The following is a 24,992-nucleotide window of genomic DNA, read 5'->3' as shown; positions in this document are numbered from 1 at the left end:
TACGCGTCCTCGTCCCGGAGCCGGCGACAACGTGCCTCGCGTCGCCGATGAGTTCGGCCCACCCGCGTCGTCTACTGAGTAATAAGGCAATGACGACGATGGAGGAACCGGCATGAGGAAGATCGTTTCGCAGCTGTTCATCTCGCTCGACGGCGTCGTGGAGGCGCCCGACCAGTGGCACTTCCCCTACTTCAACGACGAGATGGGCGTGGCCGTCGACGCCGCCCTCGGCGGGGCCGACACGTTGATCCTGGGCCGCAAGACCTACGACAGCTTCGCTGGTGCCTGGCCCGAGCGGGAGGCGGCCGGCGGGGAGGACGCTCCGTTCGCCAAGGCCCTCGGTGACGCGCGGAAGATCGTCGTCTCGAACCAGCAACTCGACTTCACCTGGCGGAACTCCGAGCTCCTCAAGGGTGATCTCGCCGAGACGGCAGCCGCTTTGAAGAACGAACCGGGCACCGCCCCCATCGGCATCAGCGGCTCGGTCTCCGTCGTCCGGCAACTGCTTGCCGCGGGAGTGCTGGACGAGCTGCGCCTGCTGGTGCATCCCATCGCCGTCCGCAAGGGCATGCGGTTGTTCGAGGAGGGCGAGGCTCCGATCCCGTTGAAGCTGATCTCCTCCGAGACCTTCGAGACAGGGGTGCTGAACCTCGTCTACGCCCCCGCCGCGTCGGTCGGCGAGGGAACGTACGAGGACGCCAAGGCCCACCTGCCCCAGGCCGAGTAACGGGTGCACACGCAACGGCCCCCGGCCTCATGTGAGGCCGGGGGCCGTTGCGTGTGCCGATCCGGCCTCGCGGCCGGGTGCGTGCGGGTTACTTCGGGAGGTTGCGCGCCATGACGATGCGCTGCACCTGGTTCGTGCCCTCGTAGATCTGCGTGATCTTGGCGTCGCGCATCATCCGCTCCACCGGGTAGTCACGGGTGTAGCCGTAGCCGCCCAGCAGCTGGACCGCGTCCGTCGTGACCTCCATCGCCACGTCGGAGGCGAAGCACTTCGCCGCCGCGCCCTGGAAGGTGAGGTCCGCGTCGCCGCGCTCCGACTTGGCCGCCGCCGCGTACGTCAGCTGACGGGCCGCCTCGATCTTCATCGCCATGTCCGCGAGCATGAACTGGATGCCCTGGAAGTCCGCGATCGGCTTGCCGAACTGCTTGCGCTCCTGGACGTAGCCCTTGGCGTAGTCCAGCGCGCCCTGGGCGATGCCGAGGGCCTGGGCCGCGATCGTGATGCGGGTGTGGTCCAGGGTCTTCATCGCCGTGGCGAAGCCCGTGCCCTCCGCGCCGATCATGCGGTCCGCGGGGATGCGGACGTTGTCGAGGTACACCTCGCGGGTCGGGGAGCCCTTGATGCCGAGCTTCTTCTCCGGGGCACCGAAGGACACGCCCTCGTCCGACTTCTCGACGACGAACGCCGAGATGCCCTTGGAGCGCTTCTCCGGGTCGGTGACGGCCATCACCGTGTAGTACTCGGAGACACCGGCGTTGGTGATCCAGCGCTTGACGCCGTTGAGGACGTAGAAGTCGCCGTCGCGCACGGCCCTGGTCTTCATGCCCGCCGCGTCGGAGCCCGCGTCGGGCTCGGAGAGGCAGTACGAGAACATCGCGTCGCCCTTGGCGAGCGGGCCCAGGTACTTCTTCTTCAGCTCCTCGGAGCCGGAGAGGATCACCGGGAGCGAACCGAGCTTGTTCACCGCGGGGATGAGGGACGAGGACGCACAGACGCGGGCGACCTCCTCGATCACGATGACCGTGGCGAGCGCGTCGGCGCCCGCGCCGCCGTAGCTCTCCGGGACGTGCACGGCCGCCAGCTCGGCGGCGACGAGCGCGTCCAGCGCCTCCTGCGGGAAGCGGGCCTCCTCGTCCACGGCGGCCGCGAACGGCGCGATCTTCGCCTCGGCGAGGGAGCGGACCGATTCGCGGAGCATGTCGTGCTCTTCGGACGGGCGGTACAGATCGAAATCGGCCGAGCCTGCCAAGGTCTCTCACTCCCAAACGCTAACTACCGTTAAGTAACCCAATTTTAGACGCCGAGGTCGCCGCAGGCATACGTGAGTTTGCCGACAGCAGGGAAATGGGACCTCGCGGGCACCACGGTTATGCTCGGGCGCGCACCCGCCCGCATCAGTACTGGAGCACGCATGGCCCTCAAGATCACCGTGATCGGCACCGGATACCTGGGCGCCACCCACGCCGCGGCCATGGCGGAGCTGGGCTTCGAGGTGCTGGGGCTCGACGTGGTCCCCGAGAAGATCGAGCTGCTGGCGTCGGGACGCGTCCCGATGTACGAGCCCGGTCTCGAGGTGCTGCTGAGCAAGCACGTGGCCGGGATCGAGGGTTCCAGCGGGCGGCTGCGCTTCACCACGTCGTACGAGGAGGTCGGCGCCTTCGGTGACGTCCACTTCGTGTGCGTGAACACTCCGCAGAAGCACGGCGAGTACGCCTGCGACATGTCGTACGTCGACGCCGCCTTCGCCTCCCTCGCGCCGCACCTGCGCGGTGGTGCGCTCGTCGTCGGCAAGTCGACCGTGCCGGTGGGCTCCGCTGAGCGGCTCGCTGCGCTGCTCGACGAGCGGGCGCCTGCGGACGTGGAGCTGGCCTGGAACCCGGAGTTCCTGCGCGAGGGCTTCGCCGTCGGCGACACGCTGCACCCTGACCGGATCGTGGTGGGTGTGCGCAGCGGGCACGCGGAGAAGCTGTTGCGCGAGGTGTACGCGACGCCCATCGGGGAGGGGTCGCCGTTCGTGGTGACGGACTTCCCGACGGCGGAGCTGGTGAAGACGTCCGCGAACTCGTTCCTCGCGACGAAGATCTCCTTCATCAACGCGATGGCCGAGGTCTGCGAGGCCGCCGGCGGGGACGTGGTGAAGCTGGCGGAGGCCATCGGGCACGACGAGCGGATCGGGAAGAAGTTCCTGCGGGCGGGTGTCGGGTTCGGCGGCGGGTGTCTGCCGAAGGACATCCGCGCCTTCATGGCACGCGCCGGTGAGCTCGGCGCGGACCAGGCACTGACCTTCCTGCGCGAGGTCGACTCGATCAACATGCGCCGCCGCGGACACATGGTGGAGCTGGCGCGCGAGGCAGTGGGCGGGGACTCGTTCCTGGGCAAGCGGGTTGCGGTGCTGGGTGCGGCGTTCAAGCCGGACTCGGACGATGTGCGCGACTCGCCGGCGCTGAACGTGGCGGGCCAGATCCAGCTGCAGGGCGGCCAGGTGACCGTCTACGACCCCAAGGGCATGGAGAACGCGCGCCGTCTGTTCCCGACGCTGGCGTACGCGGACTCGGCCCTGGAGGCGGTGCGCGGTGCGGACGTGGTGCTGCACCTGACGGAGTGGCGCGAGTTCAGGGAGCTGGACGCGGCGGAGCTCGGAGAGGTCGTGTCGTCGAAGATCATGCTGGACGGCCGCAACGCGCTGGACGCGGACGCGTGGCGCGGGGCGGGCTGGACGTACCGAGCCATGGGGCGTCCGCGGGCCTGAGCTCCCCTGCCCCGCCCCTTCCCGAAACCCTGCCGGGAGCGGGAGGGGCGCGCCGCCCGGCGCAAGGGCGGCGGCAGCTTCACGCCGCGCGCGGGGCGCCTCAAGGACCCGCCCGCGGGGCGTGGGCGCCGCCCGAGGTGGGATGGCGGCCCCGCGGTGAGGGCACCCCCATACGGGCCGCCTACCAAGAGCGGGCGGCGGCTCTGCCGCGCCGCGCCGCCGCAAGGACCCCGCCCGCGGGTGGGCACGAAGCGAGGCGGGCGGCGTCCCCCGGCCGGCGGCCTGCAGACGTTCGCGTCAGCGTTTGGCGCGGTAGGTGCGCATCTTCGCGCGGGCGCCGCAGACCGACATCGAGCACCAGCGGCGGCGGGCCGCCGGGCTGCGGTCGTAGTACGCCCACCGGCAGTCCGGGGCCTCGCACGCCTTGAGGCGGGCCCAGGTGCCGTCCGCCGACGCCGTGGCGATCGTCCCGGCGACACGCGCGAGCAGGGTCGGCGGGCCGGCGGGGCGCAGACCGGCCGAGCCGTCCGCCGCGATCGTGACACGAAGGGGCGCCTCGGCCAGCAGCGCGTCCAGGTTCGTCGAGGTGCCGTGGCCGGCGTGGGCCAGGCACGCCGCGCGCAGGGCCTCGCGGAGTTCACGCGCCGCCGGGACGTCGTGCGGCGCGAGGCCGAAGCGCTCGCGGGCCTCCGGCGTGTCCAGGGTGTCAGCGGCGGTCTCCACGTCCAGCGTGTTGACCAGCGCCTCGATGAGCGCGAGGCCGCCGGGTGCGGATGACCTGTCATTCATGGTTGCGACGTTACCTCCAATGCGGGACCATGCAGTAACCGTTACCGGTTGAGGCCGATAACAGGTAACACGAGGAGGAAGTCATGAGCATCGCCAAGCTCGGGGCCGTCGTCCTGGACTGTCCCGATCCCGTCGCCCTCGGACGCTTCTACGCCGCGCTGCTCGGCGGAGAAATCGAGGACGACGGCGACGGGTGGGTCGATCTCAAGGGCGTCGACGGGGCACCGCTCGCCTTTCAGGTCGCGCCCGGGCACGTACCGCCGAAGTGGCCCTCCGCGGCGGAGTCCCAGCAGTTCCATCTCGACGTGACCGTCGACGATCTGGACGTCGCCGAGAAGCAGGTGCTGGCGATCGGCGCGACGGTGCTGGACGCGGACGACCGGGAACGGTCGTTCCGGGTCTACGCCGATCCGGCGGGGCACCCGTTCTGCCTCTGCGCCTGCTGAGCGGGGCCGCAGCGGCAGCAGGGCGCCCCTCACCGAGCGTGCGCCGGGGACAAGTGCGTCAAGCGTCGGGGTGCGCCGCCGGGCGGCGGCGCACCCCGTCCGTCAGACCGTGTCGAGCTGGTCGATCTGGTCGATCGTCGCGTTGGACGGGCCGCGCTCCGACTGCAGGCCGCGGGCGACGTCCTCCGCGCCGCGCAGCGCGCGGACCGCGTTCTGCCAGGTCAGCTTGGCCAGGTCGGCATCCGACCAGCCGCGGTGCATGAGCTCCGCGATCAGGTTCGGATAGCCGGCGACATCCTCCAGGCCGACCGGGGTGAACGCCGTCCCGTCGAAGTCGCCGCCGATGCCGACGTGGTCGATGCCGGCGACCTCGCGCATGTGGTCGAGGTGGTCGGCGACCGTCGCCGCGGTGGCGACGGGCCGCGGGTTCGCCGCTTCGAACGCCTCGTGGATCTTCATCGCCTGCGCCGTGGTGTCCAGGTGGTGCCGCCCGTGCGCGCGCATGTTCTCGTCCGCCGCCCGCGTCCAGTCGACTGCCGCGGGCAGGATGAACTTCGGAACGAACGTGGCCATCGCGACGCCCCCGTTGGCGGGCAGCAGGGCAAGCACGTCGTCGGGGATGTTGCGCGGGTGGTCGCAGACCGCGCGTGACGAGGAGTGCGAGAAGACGACCGGGGCGACGGAGGTGGCGAGCGCGTCGCGCATCGTCGTCGCGGCGACGTGCGAGAGGTCGACGAGCATGCCGATGCGGTTCATCTCGCGCACGACCTCGTGGCCGAACGGGGAGAGCCCGCCGACGCCCGGTTCGTCGGTCGCCGAGTCCGCCCACGCGATGTTGTCGTTGTGCGTGAGCGTCATGTAGCGCACGCCCATCGCGTACAGGGCGCGCAGGGTGGCGAGGGAGTTGTTGATGGAGTGGCCGCCCTCGGCGCCCATCAGGGAGGCGATACGGCCTTCGGAGCGGGCGATCTCCATGTCGTCGGCGCTCAGCGCGCGGGCCAGATCCGCCGGGTAGCGGGTGAGGAGCTGGTCGACGACGTCGATCTGCTCCAGGGTCGCGCTGACCGCGTCGTCGCCCGCCATGTCGCTGCGGACGTACACGGACCAGAACTGCGCGCCGACACCACCGGTGCGCAGCCGCGGGATGTCGGTGTGCAGCCGGCCCTGCTGGTCGTCCGCGATGTCCAGGCGGTCCAGGTCGTAGCGGACGTGCTGGCGCAGTGCCCAGGGCAGGTCGTTGTGGCCGTCGACGACGGGGTGGGCGGCGAGCAGTTCGCGCGCCCGGGCAAGGTGCTCCGTGGGGGAATCCATTGGGTGTTACTTCCCGAAGCCGAAGGAGTCCGCACCTGCGACCTTGGTCCGAAGTCGCTTGCCCTTCTCGGTGGCCTGGTCGTTCAGCTCCTGCTGGAACTCGCGCATCCGGGCCATCAGGTCCTCGTCCTGGGTGGCGAGGATGCGGGCCGCGAGCAGTCCGGCGTTGCGCGCGCCGCCGACGGAGACGGTGGCGACCGGCACACCGGCCGGCATCTGCACGATGGACAGCAGGGAGTCCATGCCGTCGAGGTACTTCAGCGGCACGGGGACGCCGATGACCGGCAGCGGGGTGACGGAGGCGAGCATGCCCGGCAGATGGGCCGCTCCCCCGGCGCCCGCGATGATCGCCTTGAGCCCGCGGCCGGCGGCCTCCTCGCCGTACGCGATCATCTCGCGCGGCATGCGGTGGGCGGAGACGACATCGACCTCGTAGGCGATCTCGAACTCGTCGAGGGCCTGGGCGGCCGCCTCCATGACGGGCCAGTCGGAGTCGGACCCCATGACAATGCCGATGACCGGACGGCTCATGCTGCTCACTCGACGATCGTCCCTCTCAGATAGCCGGCGGCGTGGCGGGCGCGCTCGAGAACGTCGTCCAGGTCGTCGCCGTAGGTGTTGACATGCCCCACCTTGCGGCCGGGTTTCACGTCCTTGCCATACATATGGATCTTGAGCTGCGGGTCCCGGGCCATGCAGTGCAGATAGGCCGCATACATGTCGGGGTAGTCACCGCCCAGAACATTGCACATCACGGTCCAGGTGGCACGTGGGCGCGGGTCGCCGAGCGGGAGATCGAGCACGGCGCGGACGTGGTTGGCGAACTGCGAGGTGACGGCGCCGTCCTGGGTCCAGTGCCCGGAGTTGTGCGGGCGCATCGCCAGTTCGTTGACGAGGATCCGGCCGTCGGCCGTCTCGAAGAGTTCGACGGCCAGATGGCCGACGACGCCCAGCTCGCCCGCGATCCGCAGCGCGAGCTCCTGCGCCTGCCCGGCCAGCCGCTCGGAGAGGTTCGGCGCGGGCGCGATCACGGTGTCGCAGACACCGTCGACCTGCTGCGACTCGACCACCGGGTAGGCGACGGCCTGGCCGTGCGGGGAGCGCACGACGTTCGCCGCGAGCTCGCGGACGAAGTCGACCTTCTCCTCGGCGAGGACGGGGACACCGGCCTTGAACGGGGCCTCGGCGTCGGCCTGCGTGCGGACGAACCACACACCCTTGCCGTCGTAGCCGCCCTGCACCGTCTTGAGGATGACGGGGAAGCCGCCCACCTCCTCGGCGAACGCCGCCGCGTCGGCCGGGTCGGCCACGATGCGGTGGCGCGGGCAGGGAACACCGATCTCCATGAGCTTGGCGCGCATCACGCCCTTGTTCTGTGCGTGCACCAGTGCGTCCGGCCCGGGACGGACGGTGATGCCGTCCGCCTCGAGGGCACGCAGATGCTCGTACGGAACATGCTCGTGGTCGAAGGTGATCACGTCACAGCCCCGCGCGAACTCACGCAGCGTGTCCAGGTCGCGGTAGTCGCCGATGACGACATCGCTGACCACCTGGGCCGCAGAGTCCTGAGGGGTGTCACTGAGGAGCTTGAACTTCAGGCCGAGGGGGATACCCGCCTCATGGGTCATGCGGGCGAGCTGACCGCCGCCGACCATGCCGACTACCGGGAACGTCACCCCTTCAGGGTATCCGCCGAGGCGACCACCCCTGTCCGCCGTATGTTCCGCCAAAGGCTGTAGCAGGCGTCACATCACTCCCAGGACCCACAGGCACCCTGGGGGCCCGCTGGTTAGCATGACGGTGTCGACACTGCCGCTCGACGCCGCCGACCCGATGAGGCTGACTGCCACCATGAGTGAACGAGGCGGAGGACTGCGCGGGCGGCTACGGCAGCTCATGCGCGAGGTCGCCAAGTTCGGCGCGGTGGGCGGCGCCGGTCTGCTGGTGAACCTCGGGGTGTTCAATCTCGTGCGGCACCTGACCGACATCCCGGTGGTGCGGGCGTCGATCCTGGCGACCGTCATCGCGATCGCGTTCAACTACGTCGGGTTCCGCTACTTCACCTACCGCGACCGCGACAAGAGCGGCCGGACCCGGGAGCTCACACTCTTCCTCCTGTTCAGCGCGGCCGGTCTGGTCGTCGAGAACGGGATCCTGTACGCGGCGACGTACGGCTTCGGCTGGGACACCCCGCTGCAGAGCAACGTGTTCAAGTTCCTGGGCATCGGGATCGCCACGTTGTTCCGGTTCTGGTCCTACCGCACCTGGGTGTTCCGGGCCCTGCCCGCCCGGGAGGCCGTGCAGCAGGCCGAATCCTTCCTGGAGCAGCGGCGGCCGGACGCCGAGCCGGTGCGGGACCGCGTGGCCCGCTGACGCGGGTGCACCAGGCCGTCGCGGCCGTCGTCGCGGTGCTGCGCTTCACCGGACCGTCGGCTCCTCCTCGCCCTTGCGGCGCTTCGCGATCCGGCTGAGGAACAGCGCGAAGACCGGCGGGTGCTGCTGGAGCAGTTCGAGGCGGCCGCCGTCCGCCTCCGCGAGGTCGCGTGCCACGGCCAGCCCGATGCCCGTCGAGTTGCGGCCGCTGATCGTCCGCTCGAAGATCCGCGCTCCGAGATCGGCAGGTACGCCGGGCCCGTCGTCGGTGACCTCGATGACCGCCTGGTTGCCGGTGACCCTGGTCCGTACGGCGACGGTGCCACCGCCGTGCATCAACGAGTTCTCGATCAGCGCGGCGAGCACCTGCGCGACGGCGCCGGGGGTGCCGACCGCCCGCATACCGCCCCGGCCGGAGTGGACGATGGCGCGGCCCGCGCTGCGGTACGCCGGGCGCCACTCCTCCAGCTGCTGCTTGACGACCTCGTCGAGGTCGAAGGCGACGGCGGAGCCGATGCGGGGGTCGCGCGAGTTCGTCAGCAGCCGCTGCACGACGTCGGTGAGCCGCTCCACCTGCGTCAGTGCGATGCTGGCCTCTTCCTTCACGGTCTCCGGGTCGTCCGTGAGCGTGATCTCCTCCAGCCGCATCGACAGCGCGGTCAGCGGTGTGCGCAGCTGATGGGAGGCGTCGGCGGCGAGCCGGCGCTCGGCGGTGAGCATGCGCGCGATGCGTTCGGCACTGGCGTCCAGGACGTCGGCGACACGGTCGAGTTCGGGAACGCCGTAGCGGCGGTGACGGGGCCGGGGGTCGCCGGAGCCGAGGCGTTCGGCGGTCTCGGCGAGGTCGGTGAGCGGGGAGGCGAGGCGGTTCGCCTGGCGCACCGCGAGCAGGACGGCGGCGATCACGGCGAGCAGGGCGACGGCCCCGATGATCATCAGCGATCTGCCGACCTCGCGGGTCACCGCCGAACGGGACTCCTCCACGGTGACCGTCGTGTTCCGCTCCCCCTCGACGGTGCCGCGGATGACGCTGCCGACGGGCCGCTCCCCGATCTCGATGGGTGCCCGGCCGGCGATACGGATCAGGGCGTAGCGGGTGATGTCGCCCTGCTGGGCGATGATGTCGGGATTGACCGGCTCACCGCCCACGAGCCTGCTGTCGACGATGCTCGCGAGCCGCAGAGCCTCGGAGTCGACGCTCTCCTGTGCACTGCTGCTGATGGTGCGGGTCTCGACGAGGACAAGAGAGACCCCGAAGACGGCGATGACGACGAGCACCACGGCGAGCGTGGAGTTGATCAGACGGCGGCGCATGACATGTGGGTATCAGGACTTCTCGAAGCGGAAGCCGACGCCGCGCACGGTCGCGATGTAGCGGGGGTTCGCCGCGTCGTCACCGAGCTTCTTGCGCAGCCAGGAGATGTGCATGTCCAGGGTCTTGGTCGACGACCACCAGGTGGTGTCCCAGACCTCGCGCATGAGCTGGTCACGTGTGACGACCCGGCCCGCGTCGCGGACGAGGACCCGCAGCAGGTCGAACTCCTTGGCGGTGAGCTGCAGCTCCTCGTCGCCCATCCACGCCCGGTGCGACTCGACGTCGATGCGGACGCCGTGGGTGGCGGGGGCGGGGGCGGGCTCGGTGGCGCCGCGCCGCAGCAGGGCCCGGACCCGGGCGAGCAGTTCGGCGAGCCGGAACGGCTTGGTGACGTAGTCGTCGGCGCCGGCGTCGAGGCCCACCACCGTGTCCACCTCGTCGGCGCGTGCGGTGAGCACCAGGATCGGGATGGTGTGTCCCTCGGCCCGCAGTCGCCGGGCGACCTCCAGGCCGTCCATGCCGGGCAGCCCCAGGTCGAGCACGACCAGGTCGACTCCGCCTGCGAGTCCGGCGTCGAGCGCGGTCGGACCGTCCTCGCGCACCTCCACCTCGTACCCCTCCCGGCGCAGCGCGCGGGCCAGCGGCTCGGAGATGGATGCGTCGTCCTCGGCGAGCAGTACACGGGTCATGAAGGTGATGGTAGTCCGCGGGACACGGCCGTCGGGGCGTGATCGACAAGGGCTCCGACTCAGGGATGAGATCCTGGTTGCGACCTTCGATTCAGGGCAGACGGTTCCATGATCGCCTGTGATCCATGTCTCAAGTCCTTCCATATGCCGCACTGTCGTGTCGTATGGTGGCGAGACGCCTGAAGTAGTGATTGGGGACCTTTGGCCGCGGTGCGCGCCAAAGGTCTCAATTCTGCAAAGGGTTGACCTGCTGTCCTTGACGGCAGCGAAAAGTGAATGACCTGTTGGCCGGGCCCTGCGCGCGCGAGACGCGCACGGGGCGTGGATCCCGGTGCGGCCCGTCCCGTTCCCGCCTTCGTCCCCACGACGAGCGAAGGTGCGGCCCGGACGTCCACACGCCGGTGCCGGCTTCCCCCACCGGGCGCGTCCCCGCTCACGAAGCGCCGCGTCCCGAGCAAGCAAGGATCGACCATGGCGTCCAGCCTGACGAAGGACTCCGCCAGCACCTCTGGCAGCGAGAAGACCTTCTTCGGCCACCCCCGCGGCCTGGCCACACTCTTCATGACGGAGATGTGGGAGCGCTTCAGCTACTACGGCATGCGCGCCCTTCTCGTGTACTACCTGGTCTCGGGCGGCGCCGACGCCGCGACCGGCAGCCAGGGCGGCGGCCTTGCCATGACGGCCGCGACCGCCACGGCCATCTACTCGGTCTACGTCTCCATGGTCTACCTCATGGCCATGCCGGGCGGCTGGTTCGGTGACCGCGTCTGGGGCGCCCGCAAGACGGTCACCATCGCCGGCTCCGTGATCATGGTCGGCCACCTGTCGCTCGCCATGCCGGGTCAGGCGATGTTCTTCGTCGGTCTCGCCCTGGTCGCGGCCGGCTCCGGTCTGCTGAAGGCCAACATCTCCACGATGGTGGGCCACCTCTACGACGGTCCCGACGACCCGCGCCGTGACGGTGGCTTCACGCTCTTCTACATCGGCATCAACATCGGTGCCTTCGTCGCCCCGCTCGTCATCGGCACGGTGGGCAAGGAGTACAACTGGCACTTCGGCTTCGCCCTCGCCGCGATCGGCATGGGCCTGGGCCTGCTCCAGTTCCTCATCGGTACCCGCAACCTGAGCCCGAAGAGCAGCGTCGTCCCGAACCCGCTCTCCCCGGAGGAGCGCAAGGCCGTCGTCCTCAAGGTCGTCGGTGTGCTCGTCGCCGCCGCGGTCTTCTACGGCGCCGTTGTCGCGCTCGGCCTCTACACGCTGAACTGGGCCCTGGTCCCGCTCACCCTCGCCGGCCTGATCATCCCGGTCGCCGTCCTCGTCCGCATCAAGCGTGACAAGGACCTGAGCGCGGGCGAGCAGTCGAAGATGAACGGCTACATCTGGTTCTTCGTGGCCGCCGCCATCTTCTGGATGATCTACGACCAGGGCGGCTCGACGCTGTCCCTCTTCGCGGACGACAAGACCGCGGGCAGTGTCCTCGGCATCGACTTCTCGGCCACCTGGTACCAGTCGCTGAACCCGCTGTACGTCATGGCGCTGGCCCCGGTCTTCGCCTGGCTGTGGCTGTGGCTCGCCCGTAAGAACCAGGAGCCCAACACCATCGTGAAGTTCGCGATGGGCCTGGTGCTGGTGGGTGCCTCGTTCTTCGTCTTCATCGTGCCGATGGCCATGGCCGGTGACGGCACCAAGGTCTCCCCGATGTGGCTCGTCTCGATCTACATGATCCAGACGATCGGTGAGCTGTGCCTCTCCCCGGTCGGCCTCTCGGTCACCACGAAGATGGCACCGCAGAAGTACGCCTCGCAGATGATGGGTGTCTGGTTCCTCGCCGTCACCGCCGGAGACTGCGCGACGGGCCTGCTGTCCATCGCGGGTGTCGACCTCAACGGGACCGGGATCATCGCCATGCAGGCCGCCTTGGCGGTAGGCGCCGGTTTCGCCATCTGGATGTACCGCAAGAAGGTCCAGACGCTGATGGGCGACGTGCACTGACACGCCCCCACGCGTACGAGGGGCCGCCGCACCGATCCGGTGCGGCGGCCCCTCGCCTTTTGCCCCGGTCAGCGTCGCAGCCGCTGCCAGGGAGTGAACGTGAACACCGCGCCGCCCAGGAGGATCACCGTGCCCGCCACCAGGGCGAGGGCGTGCAGGGAGGCGGTGTCCTCGGCGCCGGTCTGGGCGAGGCCGCCGGAGCTGCCGCCTGACGTGCCGCCCGAGGTGGTTCCGCCGCCTGCCGTGCCGCCCGATGCGCCGCCCGGCTGGGCCGCGGTGTCGAGCTCCAGCGAGACCTTGACGTCGGCAGGCGGGGTGCACGTCGTGGTCGTGCCGAGCGCCTTGACCGTGAGGACACCCGGACTGAGCGTCGCCTTTCCCGTGGCTCCCGGCTTGTACGTGCCCGTCAGGTCCGGGATCTCGATCGGGTCGCCGGACTTGATGGGCTCCTTGTTGGTCGGGCCCTCGACATGCACGAAGCCCTTGTCGGCACCGCCGAGTTTCACCTCCATCGACGGTTTGACCGAGTCCGCGGGGATGTCCGCCGGGCTGTCCATCACGGACTTGGAGAACTTCACGGTCAGGCCGTAACTGCCGCCGTTCTTCGTGGCGTCGATCCGGACCGGGGAGACCGCGTTCTTGTCGCCGATGGGGGTCTTGCAGGCGTACGCGACCTCGACCTCCTTGCCCTCGAAGTCGGTCTGGCCGCCGCCACCGCCGGTGGTTCCACCCGTGGTGCCGCCGTCCGTGCCGCCGCCGGAGGTCGTTCCACCGGAGGTGGTGCCGCCGTCGGTCGTCCCGCCGGTCGTTGTACCCCCGTCCGTCGTCCCGCCGGTCGTCGTCCCACCGTCCGTCGTGCCGCCGGTGGTTGTTCCCCCGCCCTCCGTCACCTTGATGGTCGCGCCGACGCCGACCGTCTCCTTGGGCGCGCACTTCGTGTCCGTCGAGATCGGCTTAGAGACGTTGATGTCGTACGCCCCCGGGGTCAGCGTGATCTCACCCGCCTTCTCCAGTTTCAGCGTGCCCTTCATGTCCGGCAGCACCATCGGGCTGTTCTTCGGGATCGGCGGGTTCTGCCGCGGTCCCTCCATCGCCAGCGGACCCGTGGCCGCGCCGCCGAGCGTGATCGTGCCGGTCGGTTTGACCGTGTCCTTCTGGAGGTCGAGGACATCCGGGTTCTTCGACGCGGCCTCCACCGTCTTCCAGATCACCTCCACCGTGTCGCCGACCTTCGCCTCGGCGGGCGCGGTGATCTGCACCTTGGTGGTGCCCTGCACGGGCGGCAGGCCCGAGATCGGCGGCGGGATGCACTCCGTCGCGTACGACACCTCGGCAGCCTGCGCGGGACTCGCGGCCAGCAGTATCCCCGCGCCGCCGAGCATCAGCGCGACGCCGGCCGCGCTCATCCTCCGTTGCGTACTCACGAATGTCCTTTCGTCGTGGGCCGGTTGGGCCGGTTCTCTGACGGTGCGGAGTCAGGTGTGAACCACGGCAGTGCGGCCGTGGAGGCTGGTGTGGGTGTGCCGTTCGCCTTCCGGGCGGGCTTCCCGGTCCGTGCCGTACCGGCCGGGCGGCGGCGCGCATGGCGGGAGCCCGGCGGACGGACGCGGTCGACGATCGCCATGCCGATACGGAACAGGGCGGCGGGTACGACCAGGGCCAGCAGGATCCAGAAGATCGTCACGCCCCAGGGCCGGGGGACTCCCCACGGCTGCTCGGCCAGGACCTTTCCGCCGTACTGCACGGAGATCGCGTAGTCGCCGTGGGCGCCGGCCGCCAGCTGCACCGGCAGCTCGATCCTCGCCTTGTCCCCGGGACCGATCGTGCCGCGCCACTGCTGTTCCTCCCACTGCGGGGCGAAGACGCCGTGGGCGGTGCCGATACGGAAGACGGGATCCTTCACCGGGGTGGTGCCGAGGTTGCCGACCGTGAACTCCAGCGTCCGCGAGGGTGGGGCGCCGAAGAAGACGAGCAGGCCGGAATCGCCTTCGAGACGGGTCGTGGTGAGCACGGCGAGCCGTCCGCCGCCGGTCTGCTCGGGAAGTGGCGCGGTGGGGTGTCCCGCGACGACGAACTCGGTGTCCACGGTCTGCTGTTCGCCGGTGACAGTGGCGACGTGGACGACACAGGGGCAGGACTCGGGCGGCTCGGCGACCGGCATCTTCTTGCTGAAGGAGCCCTTGGCGTCGGTGGTGACGGCCCGCCCTTCGGCGTTGGCACAGGAGTTGGTACCGCCGATCACACCCTTGCCCGGGGCGGACTGCCCGCAGATGAGCAGCATGAGAAGGGTGCTCTTCCGCCATCCGGACCCGCTGACGGTGATGTCCCCGCCCTTGCCCGCCTGGGGGGCGGAGAGCTCGACGGCGGGGGCCGGATCGGCGGCGGTTGCCGCGGGGACGGCGGGCAGGAGGAACGCGGCCGTGACGAGGGCGGCGAGGATTCTTCCCCTCCCCGCCGGGCGCCGGGCGGGACGTGGCGAGTGGCGCATCGTCAGGCCTCCGCATTCGTCGGGTGGGGCTCGATTTCCGGTGCTCGACCTCCGGCGTCGCGGCGGGCTCTCCGGGCGCGGAACAGCGCGAGCACCGCCGCCGCCGCGGCCGCGAGCGTCGCCGTCACCTCCGCCCAGGGTGCGAACGTCCTGGACGCAGCCCCCTGCGCGCGGACGTCCCCCGGCGCCGTCACCGTCAGTCGGATGTCCACCGCGTCCAGGTGCGGCGGGTCCGCCCAGCGTTCGGTGAAGGTGACGCGGCGGCCGGGCGGCAGCTCCGGCAGGGCGCGGGCCGGGCGGTCCAGGACCTCGCCGAACAGCCCGTCCGCCCGGACCGCGAGACGCGGCGCCAGCGCCGTGTTGCCGCGGTTCACCAGCGCGTAGCGGATCGCGCCGTCCTCGTAGGACACGTCCTCGACCGTCAGGGCCGCCAACTGCGGCCCGCCCACACGCAGATGGAGCCGTACGGGGACCTCACGGCCCGCGGCCGACGCCGTGATCGTCGCGGTGTGCCCGCCCGGCGGGGTGTCCGCCGGGACGGTGACGGTGAAGGGAACCTCGGCACGGGTGCGGGCCGGGACCCTGACGGTACGGGCCGCCAGCGCGATCCACGGCCCGGCGGCTTCGGACCGCAGGCGGAGGGTGAGCGCGGCGCCTCCCGCGTTGGTCACTGTGAGCCGGTCCTCCAGGACGGCGCCAGGAGCACCCTCCAGATACACGGAGTCACGGCCGAGCTCCCAGCCGGGCGGCGCGCTGAGCGCGGCGCCGCCCGGGGGCGCCGCGCTCAGCGCGATCGCCGGAGCGATCAGCGGCGCGACGGCGAACGCGAGCGCGGCCCGCACGTCTCAGCCCGCGGTCCGGCCGCCGCGCCGGGTCAGCCACAGGACACCCGCCGCTCCGGTCAGCAGCACCGTTCCGCCGAGTGTGCCGAGGGCCGTCGCCGAGTCCAGCGGGCCGGTCCGCGGGAGTTCTCCGGACGAGGTCGCGGGTGCGGAGCCGCCCGCCGCGGTGACGTCCAGTTCGAGGGACGGCCCGGGGCTGTTCTTGGGCGTGCAGGTCGTCGTCGTGCCCAGCGCCTTGATCGTCAGGACGCCGGCCGTGAAGGTGACCTTGCCGCTCTTCTTCGGTGTGTACGTGCCCGACAGGTCATTGATCTTGATCGGGGTGTTGGCGGGGATGGCCGCCGCGTTGGGAGGGCCCGACACCGGTACCTTCCCGGAGTCCGCGCCGCCCAGTTCGATCACCGCGCTCGGGTTCATGGCCCCCTTGCCCAGCTCCACGGGGCTGGACGAGACACCCTTCTGGAACGACATCGTGAGTTTGTACGCGCTGCCGCTCTTGACGGCCTTGATGTCGATCGGCGAGACGGCACCCTTGGGGCCGATCGGGGTTTGGCACTGGTAGTCGACGTCGACAACGGTGGCGTGTGCGGCGGGGGCGGTCATCAGCACCACCGAGCACGCCACGGCGGCCCCCGCCGCGAGAGCTGTCCGCTTGCGGTTCCGGTACGACACCTCGGATTCCCCTCGTGCGCACATGTACTGACGGCATTACTGACGGCACATCAGATCGGGCGCTCAAGGTACGCCTGAGGCGTTGGGGAGGGAAGACAAAGAGCACGCCGTATCGGCGTGCTCCACAAGAGCTTCAAGAATCGGGGCGTTTCAGGCGGGCGCGGCGAGCTCCGCCCACACCGTCTTCCCCGCCGCACCGGGGGTCCGGACAACTCCCCAGTCGAGGCAGAGGCGTTGGACGATGAACATGCCGTGACCGCCGGGCCGCCCCGCCCGGTGCGGGGTGCGCGGCGCGGGCTGTCCGGTGCCCCGGTCGACGACCTCCAGACGCAGGACCTTCCCGTCGGAGCCGACGCGCAGCTCCTCGGGGCCCTCGGCGTGCAGACAGGCGTTGGTGACCAGCTCGGAGACGACCAGCAGGACGTCCTCGGCCGCCGCTCTGCGGTCGGCGGACTTGGCGGGCAGCCAGCCCCAGTCGTACAGCGCCTGCCGGGTGAAATCACGGGCGAGCGGAACGATGCCGCTGGCATCGCCGAGCGCCAGGCGGCGCACGCCGCCGGACGGGTCGGCGGAGGCGGGTACGGCCGGCGCCTGGCCGGCGCCACCCGGCTCGGGGCCGACGTCGCCCGGCTGCTGCTGCCGGGTGGTGCTCATCAGCGCTTCACCTCACCGATTCACCGGTTCACCAATTCGCCACGGATTCAGTACGCAGAGTGCTGGGCGTTCAACGCTCCGCGGGATTCTCCTGCCCGGCCGGATCGTTGCGACACCCACGAGACTCTCGCGGCACACGTGACGCGGACTACACGGGCCGACCCGGCCCAAGGGCTCAGTCGGACAGGGCCGCTTCGAGGGAGTCGTGCACGGTGAAGACCGCCTCGGCTCCGGTGATCTCGAAGACTCGCGCCACTACGGGCTGCATCCCCGCCAAATGGACCCCTCCCCCACCGGCCTCGGCCTTCAGCCGGGCGCCGAGCAGAACATTGAGTCCGGTGGAGTCGCAGAACTCGAGCTGTGAGCAGTCGATGACCAGCCGTACACGGCCTCGGCCGATCGCCTCGTCCAAGGGCGCGCGCAGCAGTTCGGCGGTGTGGTGATCCAACTCACCCGCCGGTTTCACAATCTCGCTGCGGCCCTCGGTCCGAACCTCGACCTGGAGTCGGCCCCGGTTCACGCTGCCGACCGTCTCGCGGTCCATGCCCGTCCCTCTTCGCCGTCGTTCGCTGCATCGTCCACCGTTTCAGTGCAACACGTCACACGAGGCCGTCGGGCCGCGCGGACGTCCGTCGAACCCTACGCCCTCCCCGCCCCGACCGGTACCCGAACTCCCCTTCAAATCGGACAAATCGTCCATACGCCACTTGCGGTCTGCCGTGCAGAGCGGGTAGGGCTAGTAGGGACACACCCAACACGGCCGGCTTTGGAGGCGCCGCTCACCGCAGCAGCATGTATGGCATCGGCAGCCATATGCCGAGAACGATGGAGGAGACCATGTCACCCCGGCTCGACGCCCCGCGTACCCCCACCGCGCCGTCGGCACCGCCCGCCCCTGCTCCCCTCGCGCAGCAGCCGGAGGCCCCCGCCACCGCGCATCAGCCCGAAGGCCTGGCAGACCTGCCGGAGATTCCGCCCTTCGACGAAGTGGGCTCACTGGACGCTCGGGCGCTGTCGAAGACTCTCTTCGCGCGGCTCACGACCCTCGAAGAGGGCACGCACGAGTACGCCTACGTCCGTAACACCCTGATCGAACTCAACCTGGCTCTGGTCAAGTTCGCCGCATCCCGGTTCCGCACCCGCAGCGAGCCGATGGAGGACATCGTCCAGGTCGGCACGATCGGCCTCATCAAGGCGATCGACCGCTTCGAACTGAGCCGCGGAGTCGAGTTCCCCACCTTCGCGATGCCCACCATCATGGGCGAGATCAAGCGCTTCTTCCGCGACACCTCGTGGTCGGTGCGGGTCCCGCGCCGGCTGCAGGAGCTGCGGCTCGACCTCGCGAAGGCCGGCGACGAGCTCTCCCAGCAGCTGGACCGCACGCCCACCGTCTCAGAGCTGGCCGAGCGCCTCGACCTCAGCAAGGACGAGGTCGTCGAAGGCATGGCGGCGAGCAACGCGTACACCGCGAGCTCGCTGGACGCCCAGCCCGACGAGGACGACTCCGAGGGCGCGCTCGCGGACCGCATCGGCTACGAGGACCACGGGCTCGAGGGCATCGAGTACGTCGAGTCGCTGAAGCCGATGATCGCCGGTCTCCCGCCGCGCGACCGTACGATCCTCTCCCTGCGCTTCGTGGCGAACATGACGCAGTCGGAGATCGGCGAAGAGCTCGGCATCTCGCAGATGCACGTGTCGCGGCTGCTGACCAGAACGCTGGTCAAGCTGCGCAAGGGGCTCACTCTGGAGGAGTGAGCGGCGCCCCCGCCGCCTCCCGAAACAGACTTGAGAAGGGCCCGTTCCGTCAAGGAATGGGCCCTTCCCCGTTATTGACGGGGCAGTCCTGATTGGTCCACATTGACCAAGGGGACGCCCCCTTGGGGGCAAGTGGGGGGAAACACATGGCCTTTGGGGAGGCCTGCCCGTCGGCGTACGCACCGCTCGAAGAGCTGATGCGCCGCCGCCTGGGCAGGGAATGCCTTTACGTGCCGTCCTGCCGTCTGGGGCTGTACGTGGCACTGCGCCACTGGTGCCGGCCCGGCGGGCGCGTCCTGATGTCCCCGGTCAACGACGACGTGATCTTCTTCGTCGTGCTGGCGGCGGGGCTGCGGCCGGTGCAGGCACCGCTGCGGGCCGAGGACGGCACCCTCGACGCCGGGGCGGTGCCCGGGTCCGTCTGGCGCGGACTGTCCGCCGTGCTCACCACGAACCTGTACGGAAACCCCGACCCCGCGCCCGAACTGCGCGAACGCTGCGACCGGTTGGGCATCCCCCTGCTGGAGGACGCGGCACACGCGATCGGCAGCACGGTCGGCGGGCGGCCCGTCGGCACATACGGCGACGCGGCCGTCTTCAGCCTCTCCAAGCATGCGGGCGCGGGCACGGGGGGCTTTCTCGCCTTCGCCGACCCCGGACTGCGTACGCAACTGACGCGGGCACGCGACGCCCTGCTGGAACCGGCCCGGCCCACCCCCGAACTGGCCCACGGGCTGCGCCCGTACGCCGAGTCGGCGGTCCACGCGTTACGGCTGACCGGGCCCGCGCGTGCGGCGCAGCGGCTGCTCGGGCTCCAGGAGCGCACGGCGATCCGGATGCCGCTGCGCCCCGATGCGCTGGCCCGGGCCGCCCGGTCCGCGCCCGCCCTCGGGCCGTTCCACCCCTGGGTGCGGGTGGACCTGCACGACTACCGGCTCACGCCCGGCGAGCAGCGGCTGCGCCGGGTGCGGCGCCTCCTGGCGGGCCTCGACGAACGCCTCGGGCAGCATCTGGCCGGCACACAACAGCTGTTGGGCACGCCGTGGGCCGTGCCCGGCGCGAGCGGAACGCAGCCGCTCTTCCGGGTGCCGCTGCTGGTCGCGGACCGCGACGCGGCGGTCGCAGCGCTGGCGCGGCGGCGGATACCGGTGGGGTATCTGTACGACCCGCCGCTGGACGCCTACGCGGGCGCCCGCTTCACGGATGCCTCACCGGCGCCGGGTGCGGCGGCGTGGTTCGCCCGGCACGCGCTGCCGGTCGACCCCCGCCGCGCCGCTCAGGTGACGGCCGTCCTCACGGCCGCGGGCACCCGCCCGGCGCGCGTCCCGGTCCCGAGCGCGGCCGAGCCGGGTGCCTGAGATGCCCCGCCGACGTGCGGCGGGCGCGGCGGGCACCGGGGGCCCCGGCGCGGCCGCACGGCGTCCTGCCCGGGCCGGGGCCGTCGCCGGCGAGCACACCGCCACGGCCCCGTCCGCGGACCCCGCAGGTGCCGGGCCCCGGGCCACGGCCCCCGCCCCGGACCGGTCCCGTGGCACGGAAGCCCGGGTCCCGCGGTGGGCGGCGGCGCAGGCGCACCCGGCGGGTGCGGACGGGCTGTTCCGGAACGCCTACGCCCTGATGCTGTCGACCGGCGTCTCCGCCGCGCTCGGGCTCGGCTTCTGGCTCGTCGCCGCCCGCTACTACACGCAGGACGCCGTCGGCCAGGGATCCGCCGCCATCGCCGCCATGCGACTGCTGTCATCCCTCACCGCCACCACCATGATCGGCGCCGTGGTGCGGTACGTGCCCCGCGCCGGACGCGGGACCGGTGCCCTCGTGCTGCGGGCGTACGCGTTCAGTTCGCTCGTCGTGTGCCTGGCCTGCCTCGCGTTCCTGGCCGGCCTGGACCTGTGGGGGCCCTCGTACGCGCCGCTCGGCGGGTTCGCCGCCGGAGCGCTGTTCACCGCCGCCTGCATCGGCTGGGCGCTGCTCACCCTCCAGGACGGAGTGCTCACCGGCCTGCGCAGGGCCGTGTGGGTGCCCGTCGGCAACGCCGTGTTCTCCGTCGGCAAGCTCGCCCTGCTCGTCGCCCTCGCCACCGCGCTCCCCGTCCTCGGCATCTTCGTCTCCTGGGCCGCCGCCATCGCCCTGTCCGTGCTGCCGCTCGGCTGGCTGGTCTTCCGGCGGCTCATCCCCCGGCAGGCCGCCACCGACCACGACCGCGAGCCGCTCAGCCTCCGCGACGTCGGACGCTTCCTCGCGGGCGACTCCGTGGGCGCGCTGTTCTCCCTCGCGATGATCAATCTGCTGCCGGTGATGGTCGCGGTCCGTTTCGACTCCGCGCACAACGGCTTCTTCTACATCGCGTACACCGTCGGCGGCACGATGGAGTTCCTGGCCATCAACATGGCCTCCTCGCTGACCGCGCACGCCTCCCACAGCCCCGGGACCCTCGCCGCCGGTGTGCGTGGCGCCCTGCGCCGGATGGCGCTGATCCTCGTGCCCGTCGTCCTGGTCCTCGTCGTTCTCGCCCCGCAGATCCTCGCCCCGTTCGGTGCCGACTACGCCGCCCACGGCGCGGCCGTGCTGCGGCTGCTCGCCGCGGCCGCGCTGCCGCGGGTGCTGGTCGAGCTGTACATCGGGGTGCTGCGCGTGCAGGGCCGCACCGGGGCACTCGCCGCACTCCAGGGCGCCATGTGCCTGCTGGTGCTGGGCAGCGCGGCGCTGCTGCTCGGGCCCGCGGGGATCGCCGGCGCCGGCTGGGCGGTGCTGCTGTCGATGACGGCGATGGCGCTGGTGTGCGTACCGGGGCTGCGCGGCGCCCTGGCGGGCGGTGGCCCGTTCACCGGACGAAGGAGAAAGCACGTGCAGCAGTCCGTGGCCGGGCCGTCACCAGCCGACACCGACCTCGCCGACCTGCCCGTTCCCGGCCCGGCGCGCGGGGCCACGGCCCTGCGGCTCGGCACGCCGCTGATCGCCGCGCTCGGGCTGTGGGCGTACGCGGTGGCCCGCACCGACGTCTCCGCGCTCGGCGACTTCGGTCTCGCGGGCGCGCTGCCCGTGGCGTACTGGGTGGCGACGGCGCTGCTCGTCGCCGGGTTCTGGTTCTGCGTGCGCGACCCTGTCCGGGGCCACCTCTGGCCGCTCGCCTACACCGTGGCGCTGTTGCTGCTGCAGCGCGGCACGCAGGCCCTCGTCTATCCGACGCCGCTGTACTCATGGGCCTGGAAGCACGACGCCGTCGTGGCCCACCTGCTCGCCGACGGCAGGCTGGAGACGACCGGCGGCAGGCTCGGCGAGATGGCGGTCCACGACCAGTGGCCGGGGTTCTTCGCCGTGCAGGCCGCGCTCGTGCGGCTCACCGGAGTCGCGGACACGACCGCGTACATGGCGTGGTGGCCGCTGCTGTCCGGTGTGCTGCTGCTCGCGCCGCTGCTCCTGCTGTTCCGGACCTTCACCCAGGACCGCAGGCTGGTGTGGACGGCGGTCTGGCTGTTCTGCGTCGCCAACTGGGTCGGCCAGGACTACTTCTCGCCGCAGTCCCTCGCCCTGGTGCTGTACCTCGGGGTGATCGCGCTGGTGCTGCGCCGCGGAGGCGGCGGACCCGGTCGCGGAGCGCGCGGACGGCTGCCCGTGCTCGCCCTGACGGTCCTGCCCGTCGCCGCGCTGGTCATGTCGCACCAGCTCACCCCGGTGATGCTGCTGGCCTCGCTCGCCGGACTGTGCCTGTTGCGGCGGTACCGCGAGCCGGTCGTCCTCGGCGTGGTGCTGGTGGTGTTCCTGGCCTGGAACCTGACCGTGTCGCTGCCTTTCCTGCGCGAGGCGGTCCCCGACATGGTCGCCTCGTTCGGCGATGTGCGGGGCAATCTGGCCACCGGCTACGGCTCCACACCGACGGGCACCGGGCCGGTGCTGGTCTCCTGGGTCGCGAGGGGCCTGTCGGCGGCCGTGCTGCTGCTCGCCGTGCTGGGCGTCTGGCGGCGGCCCGTGCTGCGTCACCGGGCCCGGCCGCTGCTGCTGCTCACGGCCGTCCCGCTGCTGATGCTGGTCGCCAACGACTACGGCAGCGAAATGATCTTCCGGGTGCTGCTGTTCATGCTCCCGGGCGCGTGCTTCTTCGCTGCGGCCGCGCTGCTGCCCGACGTACGGCCACTGGCGGCCCGGCCGGACGGGAACGGTGCGCCACAGGCCGCGAGGGGGGCCCGGTTCGTGGTGCTCCCGGGAGTGGTGCTGCTCGCGCTGACCGCCGCGTTCGTGCCCGCCTACGCGGGCAAGGACCGGCTCAGCTACTTCCCGCCGCAGGAGGTCGAGCTCGTGCGGGGGGTCGTGGACCGTGCCCCCAAGGGGTCGCTGATCGTCGCCGCGCACCGCAACTACCCGCTGGCGTACGCCTCGTACGGGGACCTGCGGCACTACTGGTTCCTCGACGACGCCCGCGTCCACGTCCGCGAGATCCTCGCCGATCCGGCGGCCACGCTCGCCCGCGACATGGCGGGCGTCGCGCCGCCGGGCCGCGCCTACTTCCTGCTCACCCGCGGCCAGATCGCCAACTCCGAGATGAACGGCCTGCTCGACGCCGGACAACTGCGCGCGATCGAACGGTCCGTGGCCGCGTCACCTCTGTTCGAGCGGGTGGGCGGCAACAGCGCGGGCACCGTCTACGAGCTGAAGCGCACCATCGCCACGACCACGGGGAGGACTCCATGAACAGCCCTGCCTCGCTCGCCGCCCGGCTGCTGCCGCCGCTGCTGGGCTGGTGCGCGCTCGCGGCCACGCTGCTGCCCGCCGCCTCACCGTTGCGCACCGCTCCCGTCGTGGCGTTCGTGTTCGCTGGGCCGGGCGCGGCGGCGGTGCGTGTCCTCGCCCCTGCGCTGCGCGGGTGGCGGGCGGCGGGGCCGGTGGAGAGCTGGGACGCCGGTTTCGTGCGGGACTCCGAGCGGCTGGAGCACCTCGTCCTGGCGGTGCTGCTGAGCGTGAGCGCGGCGATCGTGTGCGCGACCGCGCTGCTCGCGGCGCAGGCGTTCAGCGGGCCCCGGCTGCTGACGCTGCTGGCCGCGTTCACCACCCTCGCCGCCTGCTGCCCGGCGCTCACCGGCCGGCCCCCGGCGCGACGGTGCCCGCACAAGGGGCGCGCGGCGTGACGCATGCCCGTCTCACGGATCCCCACCGGCGGCAGCGCGAGGCCCGCAGGCCGTGGACGGCCGCCGTGTCGGCGCTGCTGCTCTGCGGCGTGCTGGCGCTGACGTTCGCCTCCCCGGACAAGGACCGGACACCGGCCGGGGGCAGTCCGCAGTGCCGGGCGACCGAACTGCTGGTGCCGCCGTGCGGCGCCTGGTTCGGAGCGTACGTACGGCACGACAAGACCGATCTGGAGAAGCGGGTCCTCGCCTACGAACGGCGGCTCGGCCGGAGGCTCGACATCGTCCACGCGTACCACGACATGTCCACCGACGGTCTCGAAGGACAGCTGCTCACCGAGCAGGAGCAGCGGGTCGGAGGCGACCGGCTGCTCCTGCTGTCCTGGGAGAGCAAGTGGTGGAACGGCACCCCGCGGCAGCAGCCCACCTGGCGGCGGATCGCCTCCGGCGCGCTGGACCGGAGCGTGATCGATGTGCAGGCGGCGCGGCTCAAGGCGTACGGGAAGCCGGTGTTCCTCTCGTTCGATCTGGAGATGGACACCCGGACGCCCGCGAACGGCAGCCCCGCCGACTACGTCGCCGCCCACCGCCACATCCACGACCGGTTCCGCGAGCTGGGCGTGACCAACGTGGTGTGGACGTGGATCATCACCGGCTGGACCGGGCACGGAGAGCTGTTCCCGCGGCTGTATCCGGGGGACGCGTACGTCGACTGGATCGGCTACAACCAGTACAACTACTTCCGCTGCCACCGGGCACCGTGGAAGTCCTTCGAGCAGACCCAGACCGCCTCGCACGCGTGGATACGGGAGCACATCTCGGACGAGAAGCCGCTGATGCTCTCCGAGTTCGGCACGGCCGACGACCCGGAGCGTCCGGAGGCACAGGCCGAGTGGTACAGCCGGGTTCCGGACGTCGTCGAGGAACTGGACGGAGTGCGGGCCGTGCTCCAGTGGAACTGGCGTGATCCCGGGCCCGGCTGTGACCTGTCCCTGGCCGGGGAATCGTCGTGGCAAAGCCTCGCGGAGGCGGCCGCCGACCCGTACTTCGACCAGCGCCTCCCCTGACGGCCG

22 protein-coding genes and 1 pseudogene are annotated in these 24,992 nt (G+C 71.2%); 10 read left to right on the top strand and 13 right to left on the bottom strand.

Going from position 1 to position 24,992, the window contains the following annotated elements; translation table 11 throughout:
• The first annotated feature begins 112 nt into the window (after window positions 1–112).
• Window positions 113–727, top strand: coding sequence for a dihydrofolate reductase family protein (locus AC067Z_RS04945; protein ID WP_478788008.1), 615 nt, complete (start codon window positions 113–115; stop codon window positions 725–727).
• An 88-nt stretch (window positions 728–815) separates the two neighbouring features.
• Here the strand turns inward: AC067Z_RS04945 and AC067Z_RS04940 are convergent, their stop codons facing one another.
• Window positions 816–1,976 (bottom strand): acyl-CoA dehydrogenase family protein, encoded by a 1,161-nt coding sequence (locus AC067Z_RS04940; RefSeq protein ID WP_478788007.1) that lies wholly within the window; start codon window positions 1,974–1,976, stop codon window positions 816–818.
• Between the two features lie 162 nt (window positions 1,977–2,138).
• Between AC067Z_RS04940 and AC067Z_RS04935 the strand changes: the two genes are divergently transcribed.
• On the top strand, window positions 2,139–3,476 hold the full coding sequence (locus AC067Z_RS04935) for a UDP-glucose dehydrogenase family protein (RefSeq protein ID WP_478788006.1): 1,338 nt from the start codon (window positions 2,139–2,141) through the stop codon (window positions 3,474–3,476).
• Window positions 3,477–3,773: 297 nt separating this feature from the next.
• Here AC067Z_RS04935 and AC067Z_RS04930 read toward each other — a convergent pair whose 3' ends face one another.
• Window positions 3,774–4,265, bottom strand: coding sequence for a CGNR zinc finger domain-containing protein (locus AC067Z_RS04930; protein ID WP_478788005.1), 492 nt, complete (start codon window positions 4,263–4,265; stop codon window positions 3,774–3,776).
• Between the two features lie 83 nt (window positions 4,266–4,348).
• Between AC067Z_RS04930 and AC067Z_RS04925 the strand changes: the two genes are divergently transcribed.
• The gene (locus AC067Z_RS04925) at window positions 4,349–4,711 is read left to right on the top strand and encodes a VOC family protein (protein WP_478788004.1); all 363 of its coding nucleotides are present in this window, start codon (window positions 4,349–4,351) and stop codon (window positions 4,709–4,711) included.
• A gap of 102 nt (window positions 4,712–4,813) precedes the next feature.
• On the opposite strand, the gene AC067Z_RS04920 is transcribed toward AC067Z_RS04925, so the two are convergent.
• Genes AC067Z_RS04920 through AC067Z_RS04910 form a run of 3 tightly spaced genes read right to left on the bottom strand, consistent with a single transcriptional unit; the run spans window position 4,814 to window position 7,677 of the window.
• Window positions 4,814–6,022 (bottom strand): dipeptidase, encoded by a 1,209-nt coding sequence (locus AC067Z_RS04920; RefSeq protein ID WP_478788003.1) that lies wholly within the window; start codon window positions 6,020–6,022, stop codon window positions 4,814–4,816.
• 6 nt (window positions 6,023–6,028) lie between these two features.
• Complete coding sequence (purE, locus tag AC067Z_RS04915; RefSeq protein ID WP_478788065.1) at window positions 6,029–6,553, bottom strand: 5-(carboxyamino)imidazole ribonucleotide mutase; 525 nt, start codon at window positions 6,551–6,553, stop codon at window positions 6,029–6,031.
• A gap of 5 nt (window positions 6,554–6,558) precedes the next feature.
• Window positions 6,559–7,677: a 5-(carboxyamino)imidazole ribonucleotide synthase gene (locus tag AC067Z_RS04910; protein ID WP_478788064.1), complete on the bottom strand. Its 1,119-nt coding sequence runs from the start codon at window positions 7,675–7,677 to the stop codon at window positions 6,559–6,561.
• Window positions 7,678–7,873: 196 nt separating this feature from the next.
• On the opposite strand from AC067Z_RS04910, the gene AC067Z_RS04905 reads away from it, so the two are divergent.
• Complete coding sequence (locus tag AC067Z_RS04905; RefSeq protein WP_478788063.1) at window positions 7,874–8,395, top strand: GtrA family protein; 522 nt, start codon at window positions 7,874–7,876, stop codon at window positions 8,393–8,395.
• Between the two features lie 45 nt (window positions 8,396–8,440).
• On the opposite strand, the gene AC067Z_RS04900 is transcribed toward AC067Z_RS04905, so the two are convergent.
• Both AC067Z_RS04900 and AC067Z_RS04895 read right to left on the bottom strand, forming a co-directional pair.
• Window positions 8,441–9,709, bottom strand: coding sequence for an ATP-binding protein (locus AC067Z_RS04900; protein WP_478788002.1), 1,269 nt, complete (start codon window positions 9,707–9,709; stop codon window positions 8,441–8,443).
• A gap of 12 nt (window positions 9,710–9,721) precedes the next feature.
• A complete protein-coding gene (locus tag AC067Z_RS04895) occupies window positions 9,722–10,399 on the bottom strand; it encodes a response regulator transcription factor (protein WP_189469346.1) in 678 nt (225 codons plus the stop codon).
• Window positions 10,400–10,870: 471 nt separating this feature from the next.
• Here AC067Z_RS04895 and AC067Z_RS04890 point away from each other — a divergent pair, with 471 nt between their 5' ends.
• Window positions 10,871–12,391, top strand: a complete 1,521-nt coding sequence (locus AC067Z_RS04890) for a peptide MFS transporter (protein ID WP_478788001.1) — start codon at window positions 10,871–10,873, stop codon at window positions 12,389–12,391.
• 68 nt (window positions 12,392–12,459) lie between these two features.
• Here AC067Z_RS04890 and AC067Z_RS04885 read toward each other — a convergent pair whose 3' ends face one another.
• The 6 genes from AC067Z_RS04885 to AC067Z_RS04860 form a co-directional block, all read right to left on the bottom strand.
• Window positions 12,460–13,797: a hypothetical protein gene (locus tag AC067Z_RS04885; protein WP_478788000.1), complete on the bottom strand. Its 1,338-nt coding sequence runs from the start codon at window positions 13,795–13,797 to the stop codon at window positions 12,460–12,462.
• 14 nt (window positions 13,798–13,811) lie between these two features.
• Window positions 13,812–14,885, bottom strand: coding sequence for a hypothetical protein (locus AC067Z_RS04880; RefSeq protein WP_478788062.1), 1,074 nt, complete (start codon window positions 14,883–14,885; stop codon window positions 13,812–13,814).
• Entirely contained in the window at window positions 14,882–15,721 is an 840-nt protein-coding gene (locus tag AC067Z_RS04875; protein WP_478787999.1) for a COG1470 family protein, read from the bottom strand. The genes AC067Z_RS04880 and AC067Z_RS04875 overlap by 4 nt, the downstream gene beginning before the upstream one ends.
• Before the next feature lie 3 nt (window positions 15,722–15,724).
• Window positions 15,725–16,417, bottom strand: coding sequence for a peptidase (locus tag AC067Z_RS04870; protein WP_478787998.1), 693 nt, complete (start codon window positions 16,415–16,417; stop codon window positions 15,725–15,727).
• A 126-nt stretch (window positions 16,418–16,543) separates the two neighbouring features.
• The gene (locus AC067Z_RS04865; RefSeq protein ID WP_478787997.1) at window positions 16,544–17,047 is read right to left on the bottom strand and encodes an ATP-binding protein; all 504 of its coding nucleotides are present in this window, start codon (window positions 17,045–17,047) and stop codon (window positions 16,544–16,546) included.
• Between the two features lie 175 nt (window positions 17,048–17,222).
• Entirely contained in the window at window positions 17,223–17,591 is a 369-nt protein-coding gene (locus AC067Z_RS04860; protein WP_478787996.1) for an STAS domain-containing protein, read from the bottom strand.
• Between the two features lie 281 nt (window positions 17,592–17,872).
• On the opposite strand from AC067Z_RS04860, the gene AC067Z_RS04855 reads away from it, so the two are divergent.
• The 5 genes and pseudogenes from AC067Z_RS04855 (at window position 17,873) to AC067Z_RS04835 (ending at window position 24,986) form a co-directional block, all read left to right on the top strand.
• Window positions 17,873–18,802, top strand: a complete 930-nt coding sequence (locus AC067Z_RS04855; protein WP_478787995.1) for an RNA polymerase sigma factor SigF — start codon at window positions 17,873–17,875, stop codon at window positions 18,800–18,802.
• 146 nt (window positions 18,803–18,948) lie between these two features.
• On the top strand, window positions 18,949–20,160 hold the full coding sequence (locus AC067Z_RS04850) for a DegT/DnrJ/EryC1/StrS family aminotransferase (RefSeq protein ID WP_478787994.1): 1,212 nt from the start codon (window positions 18,949–18,951) through the stop codon (window positions 20,158–20,160).
• A 229-nt stretch (window positions 20,161–20,389) separates the two neighbouring features.
• Window positions 20,390–23,488: pseudogene (locus AC067Z_RS04845) on the top strand (hypothetical protein); the annotation flags it as partial.
• The gene (locus AC067Z_RS04840; RefSeq protein WP_478787993.1) at window positions 23,485–23,922 is read left to right on the top strand and encodes a hypothetical protein; all 438 of its coding nucleotides are present in this window, start codon (window positions 23,485–23,487) and stop codon (window positions 23,920–23,922) included. The pseudogene AC067Z_RS04845 and the gene AC067Z_RS04840, both read left to right, overlap by 4 nt.
• A complete protein-coding gene (locus tag AC067Z_RS04835) occupies window positions 23,919–24,986 on the top strand; it encodes a glycoside hydrolase family 26 protein (RefSeq protein WP_478787992.1) in 1,068 nt (355 codons plus the stop codon). The genes AC067Z_RS04840 and AC067Z_RS04835 overlap by 4 nt, the downstream gene beginning before the upstream one ends.
• Window positions 24,987–24,992: the final 6 nt, after the last annotated feature.

The sequence above is a fragment of the Streptomyces sp. NPDC043812 genome (assembly GCF_056436245.1).
The sequence above is the reverse complement of the archived record's forward strand: the minus strand, read 5'-3'. Positions and strand labels throughout refer to the sequence as shown.

Bases quoted from the DNA above. Each gene is read 5' to 3' on its own strand.
- AC067Z_RS04935 (WP_478788006.1), top strand. From the start codon at position 2,139: ATGGCCCTCAAGATCACCGTGATCGGCACCGGATACCTGGGCGCCACC.
- AC067Z_RS04910 (WP_478788064.1), bottom strand. From the start codon at position 7,677: ATGGTCGGCGGCGGTCAGCTCGCCCGCATGACCCATGAGGCGGGTATC.
- AC067Z_RS04905 (WP_478788063.1), top strand. From the start codon at position 7,874: ATGAGTGAACGAGGCGGAGGACTGCGCGGGCGGCTACGGCAGCTCATG.
- AC067Z_RS04850 (WP_478787994.1), top strand. From the start codon at position 18,949: ATGGCCTTTGGGGAGGCCTGCCCGTCGGCGTACGCACCGCTCGAAGAG.
- AC067Z_RS04855 (WP_478787995.1), top strand. From the start codon at position 17,873: ATGGAGGAGACCATGTCACCCCGGCTCGACGCCCCGCGTACCCCCACC.
- AC067Z_RS04840 (WP_478787993.1), top strand. From the start codon at position 23,485: ATGAACAGCCCTGCCTCGCTCGCCGCCCGGCTGCTGCCGCCGCTGCTG.
- AC067Z_RS04925 (WP_478788004.1), top strand. From the start codon at position 4,349: ATGAGCATCGCCAAGCTCGGGGCCGTCGTCCTGGACTGTCCCGATCCC.
- AC067Z_RS04945 (WP_478788008.1), top strand. From the start codon at position 113: ATGAGGAAGATCGTTTCGCAGCTGTTCATCTCGCTCGACGGCGTCGTG.
- AC067Z_RS04865 (WP_478787997.1), bottom strand. From the start codon at position 17,047: ATGAGCACCACCCGGCAGCAGCAGCCGGGCGACGTCGGCCCCGAGCCG.
- AC067Z_RS04900 (WP_478788002.1), bottom strand. From the start codon at position 9,709: ATGCGCCGCCGTCTGATCAACTCCACGCTCGCCGTGGTGCTCGTCGTC.
- AC067Z_RS04860 (WP_478787996.1), bottom strand. From the start codon at position 17,591: ATGGACCGCGAGACGGTCGGCAGCGTGAACCGGGGCCGACTCCAGGTC.
- AC067Z_RS04920 (WP_478788003.1), bottom strand. From the start codon at position 6,022: ATGGATTCCCCCACGGAGCACCTTGCCCGGGCGCGCGAACTGCTCGCC.
- AC067Z_RS04895 (WP_189469346.1), bottom strand. From the start codon at position 10,399: ATGACCCGTGTACTGCTCGCCGAGGACGACGCATCCATCTCCGAGCCG.
- purE (WP_478788065.1), bottom strand. From the start codon at position 6,553: ATGAGCCGTCCGGTCATCGGCATTGTCATGGGGTCCGACTCCGACTGG.
- AC067Z_RS04890 (WP_478788001.1), top strand. From the start codon at position 10,871: ATGGCGTCCAGCCTGACGAAGGACTCCGCCAGCACCTCTGGCAGCGAG.
- AC067Z_RS04930 (WP_478788005.1), bottom strand. From the start codon at position 4,265: ATGAATGACAGGTCATCCGCACCCGGCGGCCTCGCGCTCATCGAGGCG.
- AC067Z_RS04870 (WP_478787998.1), bottom strand. From the start codon at position 16,417: ATGTGCGCACGAGGGGAATCCGAGGTGTCGTACCGGAACCGCAAGCGG.
- AC067Z_RS04885 (WP_478788000.1), bottom strand. From the start codon at position 13,797: ATGAGCGCGGCCGGCGTCGCGCTGATGCTCGGCGGCGCGGGGATACTG.